This window comes from Terrabacter sp. RAF57 (genome assembly GCF_052113925.1).
Classification (GTDB): domain Bacteria; phylum Actinomycetota; class Actinomycetes; order Actinomycetales; family Dermatophilaceae; genus Terrabacter.
In genome coordinates this window covers 43,484-56,825 of sequence record NZ_JBFRDT010000014.1, presented here as the reverse complement: position 1 = coordinate 56,825, position 13,342 = coordinate 43,484, and the positions used below count along the sequence as shown (strand labels likewise).

The 13,342-nt window shown below is 69.7% G+C and carries 9 protein-coding genes and 3 tRNA genes; 3 read left to right on the top strand and 9 right to left on the bottom strand.

Translation table 11 applies throughout. The features are described 5' to 3' along the window. Positions 1–117: 117 nt before the first annotated feature. The 4 genes from AB4Y83_RS16230 to AB4Y83_RS16215 form a co-directional block, all read right to left on the bottom strand. Positions 118–1,938 carry a sunset domain-containing protein gene (locus AB4Y83_RS16230; RefSeq protein ID WP_442297506.1) on the bottom strand — a complete coding sequence of 607 codons (1,821 nt, stop codon included), beginning with the start codon at positions 1,936–1,938 and terminating at the stop codon, positions 118–120. Positions 1,939–2,207: 269 nt separating this feature from the next. Further along, positions 2,208–3,851, bottom strand: coding sequence for an AMP-binding protein (locus tag AB4Y83_RS16225; RefSeq protein ID WP_442297505.1), 1,644 nt, complete (start codon positions 3,849–3,851; stop codon positions 2,208–2,210). Between the two features lie 133 nt (positions 3,852–3,984). Beyond that, positions 3,985–4,833, bottom strand: a complete 849-nt coding sequence (locus AB4Y83_RS16220; RefSeq protein ID WP_442297504.1) for an alpha/beta fold hydrolase — start codon at positions 4,831–4,833, stop codon at positions 3,985–3,987. Positions 4,834–5,060: 227 nt separating this feature from the next. Beyond that, positions 5,061–5,133 (bottom strand) — tRNA-Arg (locus AB4Y83_RS16215). Between the two features lie 442 nt (positions 5,134–5,575). On the opposite strand from AB4Y83_RS16215, the gene AB4Y83_RS16210 reads away from it, so the two are divergent. Both AB4Y83_RS16210 and AB4Y83_RS16205 read left to right on the top strand, forming a co-directional pair. Beyond that, the gene (locus tag AB4Y83_RS16210; RefSeq protein ID WP_442276441.1) at positions 5,576–7,420 is read left to right on the top strand and encodes a phosphoenolpyruvate carboxykinase (GTP); all 1,845 of its coding nucleotides are present in this window, start codon (positions 5,576–5,578) and stop codon (positions 7,418–7,420) included. A 213-nt stretch (positions 7,421–7,633) separates the two neighbouring features. Continuing rightward, positions 7,634–8,128 carry a DUF6328 family protein gene (locus AB4Y83_RS16205; protein WP_442276440.1) on the top strand — a complete coding sequence of 165 codons (495 nt, stop codon included), beginning with the start codon at positions 7,634–7,636 and terminating at the stop codon, positions 8,126–8,128. Positions 8,129–8,364: 236 nt separating this feature from the next. On the opposite strand, the gene AB4Y83_RS16200 is transcribed toward AB4Y83_RS16205, so the two are convergent. Beyond that, positions 8,365–8,451, bottom strand: a tRNA-Ser gene (locus tag AB4Y83_RS16200). A 191-nt stretch (positions 8,452–8,642) separates the two neighbouring features. Here AB4Y83_RS16200 and AB4Y83_RS16195 point away from each other — a divergent pair. Continuing rightward, positions 8,643–10,169: an LCP family protein gene (locus AB4Y83_RS16195; RefSeq protein ID WP_442297503.1), complete on the top strand. Its 1,527-nt coding sequence runs from the start codon at positions 8,643–8,645 to the stop codon at positions 10,167–10,169. Positions 10,170–10,272: 103 nt separating this feature from the next. On the opposite strand, the gene AB4Y83_RS16190 is transcribed toward AB4Y83_RS16195, so the two are convergent. The 4 genes from AB4Y83_RS16190 to cysE all read right to left on the bottom strand — a co-directional run bounded on the left by AB4Y83_RS16190 (position 10,273) and on the right by cysE (position 13,315). Continuing rightward, entirely contained in the window at positions 10,273–10,476 is a 204-nt protein-coding gene (locus AB4Y83_RS16190; RefSeq protein ID WP_013491183.1) for a cold-shock protein, read from the bottom strand. A 228-nt stretch (positions 10,477–10,704) separates the two neighbouring features. After that, positions 10,705–11,703: a dihydropteroate synthase gene (gene folP / locus AB4Y83_RS16185; RefSeq protein ID WP_442297502.1), complete on the bottom strand. Its 999-nt coding sequence runs from the start codon at positions 11,701–11,703 to the stop codon at positions 10,705–10,707. A gap of 604 nt (positions 11,704–12,307) precedes the next feature. Beyond that, positions 12,308–12,398: transfer RNA gene (locus AB4Y83_RS16180), tRNA-Ser, on the bottom strand. Between the two features lie 167 nt (positions 12,399–12,565). Then, positions 12,566–13,315, bottom strand: coding sequence for a serine O-acetyltransferase (gene cysE, locus AB4Y83_RS16175; RefSeq protein ID WP_442297501.1), 750 nt, complete (start codon positions 13,313–13,315; stop codon positions 12,566–12,568). Positions 13,316–13,342 lie beyond the last annotated feature (27 nt).

The following is a 13,342-nucleotide window of genomic DNA, read 5'->3' as shown; positions in this document are numbered from 1 at the left end:
TCGCCCGGACCCTGCCCGAGCGCGAGCCGAGCGTGGTGGCCCCGCGGAGAGGTCCCGGGCACGAGCGTGGCCGCGTGCACACCGTTGTGCACGCGGCCACTGTCCGTCAGGGAGCGGTCACTCCCCGTCGCGGTGGAAGCCCGCGCGCCGGGCCGCCTCCTCGCTGTAGAACCACACGTCGGGCTCGACGTCGTCGTAGCCGGCGTCGTCGGGGCCGACGAAGGTCGTGCCGTCGCGGCGGCCCTTGACGGCGTGACCGAGCGGCTGCGCCCCGTCCGCGATGGGTGCGGCCGAGCCCAGGCCGAACCCGCCGTCGGCGACCTCGTCGAACCCGGAGACGCGTCGCCCGGAGGCCGCCGGCTCCTCGGCAGAGTCCGTGTCATCGGCCGTGTCGTCGGCGGTGTCATCGGCCGTGTCGTCGGCCGTGCCGTCCACGGTGTCATCCGTGGCGTCGGAGGTCTCCGCGTCAGCGGTCCTCGTGTCGGCGTCGGTCACGGCGGTGTCGTCGTCCGTGCGGGCGTCGGCCGCGTCCTGGTCGGACTCGTGCGCCGGCTCCGCCAGCTCCTCGTCGTCCTCACTCTCGTGCGAGTGCGGCGCCATGTCGACGTCGAGGCCGTCGTCGACGGTGTCGTCGTCGAGGTCGGTGCCCTCCTCGGGACCCCGCTCGCCCGGTGTCGTCGCCCACGGCTGACCGCGGTGGTCACCGGGGTCGTCGGTCGGGGTGCCGCCACCGGTCACGACCTCGTCGCGATCGTCGAGCGCGGGCACCTCGACGGACTCCGTGTCCGCGTCGGCCTGCGCCGGAACGCTCTGCGGCGTCGGGTTCTCCGAGGCGGTCGCGTCGGCGGCCAGGTCTGCGGGCTCATCGTCGGCGTGCTCGTCGTGGACGGGCTGCTCGTCGTGGTCGTGGTCGTGGTCGTCGTCGCTCGACGCCAGCGCGGCAGCAGCAGCCACACCTCCAGCCGCAGCCCCGACCTGCGGGGCCTCGTCCCGCGCGTCAGCACCCGCGTCGGCACCACCATCGGCACCCGCGTCCGCATCCGTCGCGGACCAGTCGTGACCGCCCGACTCTCCCGCAGCGGCAGCACCCGCGTCGGCACCACCAACGGCACCCGCGTCGGCATCCGTCGTGGACCAGTCGTGACTGCCCGCCTCTTCCGCGGCGTCAGCACCCGCGTCGGCACCACCATCGGCACCCGCGTCGGCGTCGGTCGACGACGCTGCCGCCGTCGCTCCGCCGGTGACCTCGGGCTCGTCGGTGACCTCGGGCTCGTCGGTGGCGTAGGAGGACTGCTCCTCGTCGGCGCGAAGGTCCGCCTCGCTCGCGAGGTCCGCGCGCTGCGTGGCCGACTCGCCGTCCGTGGCGGACGCGCTGGGCGCGAAGGGGTTCTCGGCGTCCGCGAGGTCGTCCTCGTCGTCGTCGTGCGCGAAGGCCGCGGCTCCGACCGCTGCCGCACCGGCAGCGCCGGCCGCACCGGCGGCGGACCCGGCACCGCGCGGTGGCTCCTGACCCGGCAGGCGGTTCCCGGCGTCGTCGACGCGGTAGCCCTCGTCGTCGGTGGCGACGTCGGGGTCGACGCGGTCGGCCTCACGCTCGAGACCCGCGTGCTCGACGCGGGCGGACTCGGCGGAGGCACGGTGCGCCTCGGCCTGGTCCTCGAGCCGCCGCGCCTCCGCGGCGACCCGCTCGGCCTCGGCGGCCTTGCGCTCGGCCTCGGCGCGGGCATCAACAGCCATCGCGGCCGTCACTGACGCGCGGTCCTCGGTGTCCTGCACCTCGGGCAGGCGCTCCTCGACCTTGGCTCGCAGCTCGCCGGCCTCGAAGCGCCGTGCCTCGACCTCGCGACGCCGCCCTGCCGAGACGAACAACCAGATGATCACTGCAATGACGACGATCGCCACCACGATCCACAGAATCGTCTTGCCTGTGTCGGACATGCCATCCCCTTACGGATTACGGGCCCTCACGACCACTTCCCCCGAAACCTACTGCGCTGGGGGACCTCTGCGGCACCCAGCGCGCCGTCGTCGTCGTGCACGTACCCCGAACCGTGGGCACGACCGCCCGGTTCGCACCCCGACGAGCGCGCTATGCCGTCCGGCCGGGCGGACGGCATACGCCATCGGTGCTCGGGTGCAGCCCCGCACGCTGCTCGTGCGCGCCAATCCCGTTGCTCCGCGGCCCCACTCGGGTCCGCCCGGGGTGCTCAGCCGAGTCCGAGCTTCTTCGCCGTGGTCTCGCGCATCTCGACCTTGCGGATCTTGCCCGTCACGGTCATCGGGAACTCGTCGACGATCTCGACGTAACGCGGGATCTTGTAGTGGGCGAGCTGACCTGTGCAGAACTCGCGCAGCGACTCGGCGGTCAGCGGGGTGGCGCTCCCCTTCATCCGCACCCAGGCGCACAGCTCCTCGCCGTACTTCTCGTCCGGGACGCCGATGACCTGCGCGTCGAGGATGTCCGGGTGCGTGTAGAGGAACTCCTCGATCTCGCGTGGGTAGACGTTCTCGCCACCGCGGATGACCATGTCCTTGATGCGCCCGGTGATCTCGACGTAGCCGTCGTCGTGCATCACCCCGATGTCGCCCGTGTGCATCCACCCGTCCTCGATGGCCTCCGCCGTCTTGTCGGGCTGCTCCCAGTAGCCGAGCATCACCGAGTAGCCCTTCGTCAGGAACTCGCCGGCCTTCCCCCGGGGCAGCGTCTCGCCGGTCACGGGGTCGACGATCTTGATCTCGAGGTGCGGGCCGACCCGACCGACCGTGCCGACCTTCTGCTCGAACGTGTCGTTCGTGCGGTTCTGGGTCGACACCGGCGACGTCTCGGTCATCCCGTAGCAGATCGTCATCTCCTCGATGCCGGCCGCGATGAGCTGCTTCATCAGCTCTGCGGGACAAGGGGATCCGGCCATGATGCCGGTGCGCACGGTGGACAGGTCGTAGTCGGCGAAGGAGGGAAGGTTCCACTCGGCGATGAACATCGTCGGCACGCCGTAGAGCGAGGTGACCTTCTCGTCCTGGGTGGCCTTGAGGGTCAGCGCGGGGTCGAAGCCGGGCGCCGGGATCACCATGCAGGCACCGTGCGTCGTGCAGGCGAGGTTGCCCATGACCATGCCGAAGCAGTGGTAGAAGGGCACCGGGATGCAGACGCGGTCGGCCTCGGTGTAGTCGCACAGCTCGCCGACGAAGTAGCCGTTGTTGAGGATGTTGCGATGGCTCAGCGTCGCACCCTTCGGGAACCCCGTGGTGCCCGAGGTGTACTGGATGTTGATCGGGTCGGTGTTCGAGAGTCCCGCCTGGACGCGCGCGAGCTCCTCCGGGGCCACCTCGTCGGCACGGGCGACGAGGTCGGCCCAGTCGGACGTCCCGATGTAGACGACGCGCTCGAGGCCGTCGACCTCGTCGCGCACCTCGTCGACCATCTGCCGGTAGTTGCTCGACTTGAAGGACTCCGCCGCCACGAGGGTGGAGATGCCGGCCTGCCCGAGGACGTACTGCAGCTCGTGGGACCGGTAGGCCGGGTTGATGTTGACGAGGATGGCGCCGATCTTGGCCGTCGCGTACTGCACGAGCGTCCACTCGGAGCAGTTCGGCGCCCAGATGCCGACCCGGTCCCCCGTGGCGACACCGACGGCGAGCAGCGCGCGGGCCAGCCGGTCCACGTCAGCCCGCAGCTCGGCATACGTCCACCGGCGGCCCTGGGTGACGTCGACGAGGGCGTCACGCTCGCCGAACCGCTCGGCCGTGGCGTCGAAGCTGTCGCCGATCGTCGTCTCGAGCAGCGGAGTGTCCGTCTCGCCGCGGGTGTGCGAGAGGTTCGGGTCGAGCGTGACGGGCGGTGCGGCGGTCATCGGTGGCCTCCCGGCGTGCGGCGATGGACGGTCTCACCACACCCAACCCCGGCGCGACCCGAGGCACAAGGGAAAGCCCGCGAGGTGGAGCGAACTCACATGGTGCGCCCACTGGACGTGTCCGTCGGGTATGTCACGCGTCGTCGACCGGAGGCGCAAGCGCCCCCCGGTGGATCTCGTAGACCCGGGCCTGACCCGGTGAGTCGGGGTCGTCGACGATCGGCTGGTCGGACATGAACTGCCGGATGACGTTGGCCAGCTCACCCGGGTGGCTGAAGTTGATGGCGTGGGCGGCCCCGTGGATGACGACGAGCAGGACCGAGTTGTCGATCTGCCCAGCCACCTCCTTGACCCGCGGCGGCGCGGGCATGAGCGGGTCGGCACTCCCGAGCACGACGAGGGTCGGGATGTGCAGCTGCAGCAGGCGGTCGAGCGCCGGATAGCGGGTCAGGGCGCGGAACATGCGCAGCGTGCTCGGCACCCCGAACCTCAGATAGTCCGGCACCGCCACCTGCATGAGCCCCAACGGCTCGCGTATGCCGTCCCGCGCGAGCTGCTGCAGCGCCCGGCCCAGTGGCTGGTTGTGGAGCCCGCCCGCAGGCGCGACGAGTACGGCCCGCTCGAGACGTTCGGGGTAGAGGTGGGCGAACTCGCAGATGACGGCGCAGCCCATCGAGTTGCCGACGAGCGTCACCTTCTCGATGCCACGGTCGTCGAGGAACGCCGCTGCCGCCTGGGCGAGCTCGGGCACGTCGAGCGGTTGACGCGGCCGGCCGCTGCGCCCGAATCCGGGGAGGTCGGGCACGAGCGTCCGGAACTCGCCGGCGAGCAGCTCGGCCGTCGGGAGCAGGTAGCGGCCCGAGAGCCCGAAGCCGTGCAGGTGCATCATCGGAGACGAGTCCGGCGGCCCTGGCGACTCGCGGTAGAAGACCTTGACGCCGTCGTTCGACGTCCATCGCTCGACGAGCGACCCCGCGGCCACGAGTCAGGCCTGCCCGAGCAGGGACGAGCTGCGCCACGTCCAGGACCGCGAGGATCGGACGGACGCCGGTACGGATGGGTGAGTCGACACGGGACCAGAGTCCGCCGCCGCACGTTTGGCCGCGTCACCCCCACAGGATGAACGCGGACCACCGAGCGCACCCCGGACAGCACGACGCCCCGGCCGGGAGACCCGGTCGGGGCGTGGTGTTCTGTCTCAACACAGAGTGCACCCGTAGGGATTCGAACCCCAAACCTTCTGATCCGTAGTCAGATGCTCTATCCGTTGAGCTACGGGTGCGTCGTTCCGTCACTCGGAGGAACGAAAAGTTACCTTAGCGCCTCTGGTCCGCATCCACGAAATCCGCCCCGGCCCGAGCCTGACGACCCCGCCCGGCACCCCACGAGCAGCGGCCCGCGGACGCCGCCTCACGGCCTACGCGGTCGGCCCGAGAGGGTGCCACGTTCACCCGCTGCCCGGTACCGGCGAGTACTGAAATTCCTGCAAGAAACCGACAATGGAGCGTCGTTTTTCTTGCGGGCCAGAGCCCATGTGAGGCGTCTCACCGCCTTGGCGCCCGCATGCGGTCAACGGCGTCCACGACGGCGCGTACCTTGAAGACATCACGTCATCTGTTCAGCATGTGGACACCTGGAGCCCGATCCGGGCTCGTCCAGGATCCACCTGTGGAGCAGCTTCACACCGGCACGACGTGGTGCCGGGCGGCACCGCGCGCGAAGGGATGGGCCCCGAGTTGACCACGACCCACGAGAAACAGACACACACGACGCACGCGGGTCTTGCCGCGTGGGTCGAGCAGGTCGCCGAGCTGACGCAGCCGCGCGACATCCGCTGGATCACCGGCTCCCCCGAGGAGTGGACCGAGCTGACCGACCACCTCGTCGAGGCCGGCACCTTCGTCCGGCTCGACGAGAGCAAGAAGCCGAACTCCTTCTACTGCGCCTCCGACCCCAGTGACGTCGCGCGCGTCGAGGGGCAGACCTACATCTGCTCCGTCGACGAGAAGGACTCCGGGCCCACCAACAACTGGATGGCGCCCGACGAGATGAAGGCTCGGATGACCGAGCTGTACCGCGGCAGCATGGCGGGCCGCACGATGTACGTCATCCCGTTCGTCATGGGTCACCTCGAGGCCAAGGTCCCGATGTTCGGCGTCGAGATCACCGACTCCGCCTACGTCGTCGTCTCCATGCTCGTCATGGCCCGCTGCGGCGACAAGGTGCTCCACAAGATCGAGGAGACGAACGCCGACTACGTGCCGGCGCTCCACTCGGTCGGCGCCCCGCTCGCCGAGGGCCAGGCCGACGTCGCATGGCCGTGCTCCGACACGAAGTACATCGTCCACTTCCCCGAGGAGCGCACGATCTGGAGCTACGGCTCCGGCTACGGCGGCAACGCCCTGCTCGGCAAGAAGTGCTACTCGCTGCGCATCGCCTCGGCCATCGCCCGCGACGAGGGCTGGATGGCCGAGCACATGCTCATCCTCAAGCTCACCTCGCCCAAGGGGTCCGTCCACTACATCGCGGCGGCCTTCCCGTCCGCCTGTGGCAAGACGAACCTCGCGATGATCACGCCGACCATCCCCGGCTGGAAGGCCGAGATGGTCGGCGACGACATCGCCTGGATGCGCTTCGGTGAGGACGGCCGCCTCTACGCCGTGAACCCGGAGTTCGGGCTCTTCGGCGTCGCCCCCGGCACGGGCGAGTCGACCAACCCCAACGCGATGGCCACCATCGAGAAGGGCAACTCGGTCTTCACCAACGTCGCCCTGACCGACGACGGCGACGTGTGGTGGGAGGGCATGACCGACGAGCCGCCGGCACACCTCACCGACTGGCACGGCAACAGCTGGACGCCCGAGGACGGCAAGGCGGGGACGCTCTCGAGCCACCCGAACAGCCGCTTCTGCACGCCGGCCTCGCAGTGCCCGATGATCGCCCCGGAGTACGACAACCCCGACGGCGTGCCGATCGACGCGATCCTCTTCGGCGGCCGCCGCAAGACGACCGTGCCGCTCGTCTACGAGTCGCGCGACTGGCAGCACGGCACGTTCATCGGCGCCACGCTCTCCTCGGAGACCACCGCCGCCGCAACCGGCGCCGTCGGCGTCGTGCGCCGCGACCCGATGGCGATGCTGCCCTTCATCGGCTACCACGCCGGCGACTACATGAACCACTGGCTCGAGATCGGCAAGAGCGCGGACGCCTCCAAGCTCCCCCGCATCTTCGGCGTCAACTGGTTCCGTCGCGACGAGGAGGACGGCTCCTTCCTCTGGCCCGGGTTCGGCGAGAACAGCCGTGTCCTCAAGTGGGTCATCGAGCGCCTCGACGGCGACGCCGATGCCGTGGAGACCCCGATCGGGTTCGTGCCGACCGAGGGCGCCATCGACATCGACGGGCTCGACATGACGCCCGAGCAGGTCGCCAAGGCCATTCGGGTCGACGCGGCCGACTGGGAGAAGGAGCTGCCCCTCATCCAGGAGTGGTTCGACAAGTTCGGCGAGCAGCTCCCCGCGGAGCTGTGGGCCGAGTTCGACGCCCTCAAGGCCCGCGTCAGCGTGCGCTGAGAGGTCGGTCCACCGCCTGCTGGCCGGCGGGCGGCGGACGACGTGATGCAGGGCCCGGCACCTCAGGGTGCCGGGCCCTCCGTCACGCCACGGGCCCGTGGCGTCGTAGGCCCGCACGGCACCGAGGGCGTATGCCGTGTCGCCGAGCACGCGGCATACGTTGCCTCTCGTGTCCGCTGTCCTCGAGGGCACTCCGTGGGGTACTTGTGAGCCATGAGCGACTCACAGCCCTACACCCGCGACGAGACCGAGGCCGAGCGGCTCGATCGCAACTTCGGCGAGCAGCTGCAGGAGCTGCGCATCGTCCAGACGGGCGTGCAGATCCTCTTCGCCTTCCTGCTGACCATCCCGTTCCAGCAGCGGTTCACCAGCCTCTCTGACCTGCAGCGGAGCATCTACATCGTCACCCTGCTGTGCATGACGATCGCCACGCTGCTGTTCATGACCCCCGTGGCCATGCACCGGATGCTCTTCCGCGAGGGCCTCAAGGACTTCGTGGTGCGTCACACGGACACCCTCATCGGCACGGGACTCTTCTTCCTCGGATCCGGCATGATCGGCGGCGTCGTGCTCGTCCTCGACGTCCTGCTGCACAGCTCCACGGCATTCTGGATCGGTGGCGTGCTGGCGCTGCTCGGGGTCGCCTTGTGGGTCCTGCTCCCTCTGGCGCAGCGCCGCCGTGGGCGGCGCGAGGACGCCCTGGACTGAACGGTCGAGAGGCCACGTCCTACACCCCACGCGTTCGACCAGCATCAGACAGAAGGACCCCGACGAAAAGCGTGTCGGGGTCCTTCTGTCTGGTGCTGGCGGAGGCGGCGGGAGCCGTCGCGCTGGTCGTGGCTCGTTCCTCACCACGACCAACCGCTCCTCCCGGCATCGCGCCGCCTCCGTGGAAGAACGCCGAATGCCCCCGAGCTCGCTCGGGGGCATTCGGCGTTCTGGAGCGGAGGCGGCGGGATTTGAACCCGCGAGAGGTTTTATCCTCAACCCGCTTAGCAGGCGGGCGCACTAGGCCACTATGCGACGCCTCCGTGCCCGCGACGAGGCCGCCGAGGCGGCGTCCGATGCACGGGCGAGCACAGGCTACCGGCACCGGTGCGCCCGACCCAAACCGGGGGTGGACGCGTCCAAGCGCCTTACCCAACTCGATGAGGCATATATCAGGTTGGCAGGGCACAATGTGCATCGGCTCGTGCGCACGGGCCGATGCAGAGAGGACTCCATGACCTACCCGAACACGCGAGGTCCGGCTGCGCCCCCGACCCGTGAGGCGCTGCGACGCGAGCTCAAGTCAGGCTTCCGCCGCGCCGTCGGGCTCACGGCCCTCGGCACCGTCGTCCCGGGAGCAGGCCTGACGCAGACCCGTAGCCGCAAGTTCGGCTGGCTGCTGCTCGCCCTCGCCATCGTCAGCCTCGGCGTCGGCGCGTACTACGTGATGCGCACCGGCGTGACGAACGCCGCGCTGTCGATCGTCGCGCGCCCCACGGTGCTGCAGACGCTCGCGGTCGCCTTCGTCATCGGCGGCATCCTCTGGTGCGGCTCGATCATCCTCACTGCCGTGCAGTCGCGCCCCACGAGGCTCGACCGCGCCCGCACGCGCCTGCTCGCCGGCTTCACCACCCTGATGGTCTTCGTCGTCGCCGGCTCGTCGTTCAAGTTCGCCGAGTACGCCACGATCACGCAGAGCACCGTGGCGCAGGTCTTCGGCAAGACCCCCACGACCCCCGGAGCCGGAGCCCAGGTCTCCGAGGGCGAGGACCCCTGGGCCGAGCAGGCCCGCGTCAACATCCTGCTGCTCGGCTCCGATGCCGGCGCCGACCGCGTCGGCATCCGCACGGACTCGATGATCCTCGCGAGCATCGACACCAAGACCGGACGCACGGCGCTCATCTCGATGCCGCGCAACCTGCTCAACGCGCCGTTGGCGCCGAAGAGCCCGCTGCGCGCCATCTACCCCTCCGGCACGTTCGGCTCGCCCGACAGCTCCTGTGACCAGGGCCCCGGCCAGTGCATGCTGACCAACCTCTACGTCGACGCCGAGAACTACGCCAAGGCCCACCCGGGCGCCTACCCCTCGGGTGACCAGCCCGGGCGCGTCGAGCTGCGTGGGACCGTCCAGGAGATCACCGGGCTCGAGGTCGACCAGATGGTCGTCATCGACCTCAAGGGCTTTTCGCGCCTCATCGACGCCATGGGTGGACTCGACATCAACGTCAAGCTGAGCGGCTACGGCACCAAGCTGACCATCGGCGGCGAGCACGCCCCCGACGGCAGCGTCTTCGGCGTCAAGGGCTACTTACAGCCCGGCCGCCAGCACCTCGATGGCTACCACTCCCTCTGGTACGCCCGCTCACGCGCCGCCGACAGCGACACGTTCCGCCAGATGCGCCAGCGCTGCGTCGTCCAGGCGATCGTCCAGCAGGTCAACCCGGCCCAGATGGTCTCGAAGTACCCCGAGGTCGCGAGCATCCTCAAGGACAACATCTACACCGACATCCCGGTGCAGAACCTCCCGGCCTTCGTCGAGCTCGTCGAGCGTGTGCAGAAGTCGAAGATCAACAGCGTGGCCCTGACGCAGAAGCAGAAGGTCTACTCCAACGACCCCGACTACGCGCTCATCCGCGAGCTGATCCAGAAGGGCATCGCGCCGCCGAAGGCGACGCCCAAGCCCTCCTCGACGTCGACGAGCACGCCGACGAAGACGAAGACCCCGACCACGTCGAGCACCGACTCCTACGAGACCTGCTGACCCGCAGGCCCGCCGACCCACAACAAAGCCCCCGGCCGCTGGCCGGGGGCTTTGTCACAAACGACTGAGGTTGGTGTCGCTCGTTGCTGTTGCTCTCGAGTGATCAGAGCGGGCGAACTGCGTCGGCCTGCGGGCCCTTGGGACCCTGCGTGACCTCGAACTCGACTCGCTGCGCCTCGTCCAGCGAACGGTAACCGTTCGACTGAATGGCCGAGTAGTGGACGAAAACGTCGGGGCCGCCGCCGTCCTGGGCGATGAAGCCGAAGCCCTTTTCAGCGTTGAACCACTTGACGGTGCCCTGTGCCATACGGGTAACTCTTCCTTCTTTAGCGTGTGGGACAACGCACCTCGCGCATCCCAAGCTGCCGCATTGACTCCACTCGACGGGCGCGAACCCACCGAAGCCGAAAGGAAACCCGTCACCGTTGTGGATGACGGGCACCTGCTCGACTGCGAGGAACTGCAACTGCAACCGCGACGAACCTAGCAGAATACCGGCCGGTCGGCCCGTCGGATGACACTCGTTTTTGGGCGTTCAGGAACCGTTCGTCGCGACGTCACGTCGGGTGCCTCGCAGCGCGAGCCGCGGGGGTCGGTCGCCGCGGATCGTCGCGACCATGTCGAGGACGCGCCGGGTCGCCCGGACGTCGTGCGCGCGGAACACCGTGGCCCCCAGCCAGGCCGCCACCGCGGTCGCCGCGAGGGACCCCTCGAGGCGCTCCTCGGCCGGCAGGTCGAGCGATTCCCCGACGAAGTCCTTCCGCGACATCGCCTGCAGCACAGGGTAGTTCAGGGCAGTGATGTCGGCCGTGTGCCTCAGGACCTCGAGCGAGTGCGCCGTGGTCTTGCCGAAGTCGAGCGTGGGGTCGACGAGGATGCGCTCACGAGGTATGCCGGCACGCTCGGCCGCGAGGGCGCCGTCGGCCAGGGTGCGCACGACGTCCCGCACGACGTCGAGCGGGTCGTCGCCGTAGGTGACGTCGACCGGATCGGTCCGGGGCGGAAGGCCGCCGGTATGTGAGATGACGTAGCCGGCACCGATGCCCGACGCGACGTGGACGAGCTCGGGGTCGTGCCCGGCCCACGTGTCGTTGACGAGGTCCACGACCCCGGCCGCCTCACGGGCCACCTCCGACCTCCACGTGTCGAGGCTCAGCAGGATCTCCGGGTGCGCGGCTCGCGCCCACTGCAGGAACGGTACGACCCGCCGGATCTCCTCGTCGGCGTCGACGACCTCGCCCTCCTGGCCGGCGCGCACGCCACCGACGTCGACGAGGTCCGCGCCGAGCTCGACGGCCTCGACGACGGCCGCCTTGGCGGACTCGAGGTCGGCGTGGCGGTTGCCGCTGAAGAAGGAGTCAGCGGTCCGATTGACGATGGCCATGACGGCGGGCGAGGCAGCGTCGAAGCGGCGCCCGCGCAGGACGAGAGGGCTCGCCGACGGGAGCTCGAGAGGGGCCAGCCGGCTCAGGATCTCGGCGGTGTCGGGCGCGGGATCCGAGCCGGAATGTCTGGTCACACTGTCGTATCTCATGGGGCCATCCAAAGGTCAACGGCGGTCCGAAGCATGGTTGCGGAACTGTTACCATTGTGGAGCAGACATCGCCCACGGCCCGGCCACGCTCCCGGCCGGGTCGCGGGTGGTCCGCCGGTCCTGATCGTCCCGCAATGACGGTCGACCAACCGGGTCCGCGACGACGCGTCGGCGGGCCCAGTCACCAAGGAAACTGAATACAGAGATGTCGTACATCGTGTCGTTCTTCGCGGCCATGAACCGTCCGTCCACGTCGATGCCGGTCGGTCAGTACAACTCCAGCACGACGTTCGAGGAGAGGCTCGGCCTGCTCTGAGAGCGCGTGCAACCGCTGGGCTCACCGTCGAGGCCGGTGCATGAGAACAAAAGGGACTCCGGATCTCCGGAGGCCCTTTTTTCATGCCCGGATCCGGTCCGAGGCCAGGCCGGAGGAGTGGGGTCGTGAGGTCGCGCGTGAGACCGCGCACGAGGTCGTGCGTCTGCTGCGCCCTGGCGACACGAACTGCGCGATCTCCCGCGCTGTCTGGGTGCACCCGTGGCCTCCGGCGTGGCGACGCTCCGGCCAGCGTGCGGAGGGCGTGGGACTCCGCGCCTACGGAGCAGTTGGCGGAGGGCGTGGGATTCGAACCCACGATGGGCTGTGAACCCATAGCGGTTTTCAAGACCGCCGCACTCGGCCACTATGCGAGCCCTCCAGTGTCCGCGGAAGTCTAGCCGCGGGCGACCCACCCGGCCGAATCATCCCGGCGCCGACCATCACGCGCCTGATGACACGCCTCATGATGCTGCGTCTGGTGTGGTCATCGCCCCACCAGCGGCAGGACCATCCGCAGGACCATGACGGCACTGCCGGGGCTGTGGGTCAGATGTACATCGCCGGGTCGAGCCACTGGTTGGTCGCGTCGCGCTTCGGGAACCGGATGACCGCCGGGATGCCGGTCGCCACCGCGCCGGAAGGGACGTCCTTGACGACGACGGAGTTCGCGCCGATCTGGACGTCGTCACCGATGCGGATCGGGCCGAGCACACGGGCGCCGGCCCCGATCGTGACGCGGTTGCCGACCGTGGGGTGGCGCTTGACGTGCTCCATCGACCGGCCGCCCAGGGTGACGCCGTGATAGAGCATGACGTCGTCGCCGACCTCGGCCGTCTCACCGATGACGACTCCCATGCCGTGGTCGATGAAGAAGCGCCGTCCGAGCCGGGCCGCCGGGTGGATCTCGACGCCCGTGACCGAACGCGCGACCGTGGCGAGCACGCGCGCGGGCAGCCGCCCACCCGGACGCTTCCACAGCTCGTGCAGGCCGCGGTGCGCCCAGATGGCGTGCAGCCCAGGAGAGGTCAGGACCATCTCGAGCCGGGAGTTGGCCGCGGGGTCGCGCTCGATCGCGCCGTCGACGTCCTCGCGGGCCCGATCGGCGAGCTTGCGCACGAGGCCGAGCGGGCCGGCATACGACCGCTCGCCGGGGACGACGGCGGCTGCGTGGGAGGTCACAGTCGCCGCCGGCTCCCCGGCCACCCCGACCACCTCGGCCGCGCCGTCACCGCGCACGAGCGTCAGCGGCTTCTCGGCCGGCCGGGGCTCGTGGTCGATCTGTGGTGCGGTGCTCATGCACGACTCCTTGGTGGCATTGCAGGT

Excerpts from the sequence above, each read along its gene's own strand:
- cysE (WP_442297501.1), bottom strand. The coding sequence starts at position 13,315 with ATGAGCACCGCACCACAGATCGACCACGAGCCCCGGCCGGCCGAGAAG.
- folP (WP_442297502.1), bottom strand. The coding sequence starts at position 11,703 with ATGAGATACGACAGTGTGACCAGACATTCCGGCTCGGATCCCGCGCCC.
- AB4Y83_RS16210 (WP_442276441.1), top strand. The coding sequence starts at position 5,576 with ATGGGCCCCGAGTTGACCACGACCCACGAGAAACAGACACACACGACG.
- AB4Y83_RS16195 (WP_442297503.1), top strand. The coding sequence starts at position 8,643 with ATGACCTACCCGAACACGCGAGGTCCGGCTGCGCCCCCGACCCGTGAG.
- AB4Y83_RS16225 (WP_442297505.1), bottom strand. The coding sequence starts at position 3,851 with ATGACCGCCGCACCGCCCGTCACGCTCGACCCGAACCTCTCGCACACC.
- AB4Y83_RS16190 (WP_013491183.1), bottom strand. The coding sequence starts at position 10,476 with ATGGCACAGGGCACCGTCAAGTGGTTCAACGCTGAAAAGGGCTTCGGC.
- AB4Y83_RS16230 (WP_442297506.1), bottom strand. The coding sequence starts at position 1,938 with ATGTCCGACACAGGCAAGACGATTCTGTGGATCGTGGTGGCGATCGTC.
- AB4Y83_RS16205 (WP_442276440.1), top strand. The coding sequence starts at position 7,634 with ATGAGCGACTCACAGCCCTACACCCGCGACGAGACCGAGGCCGAGCGG.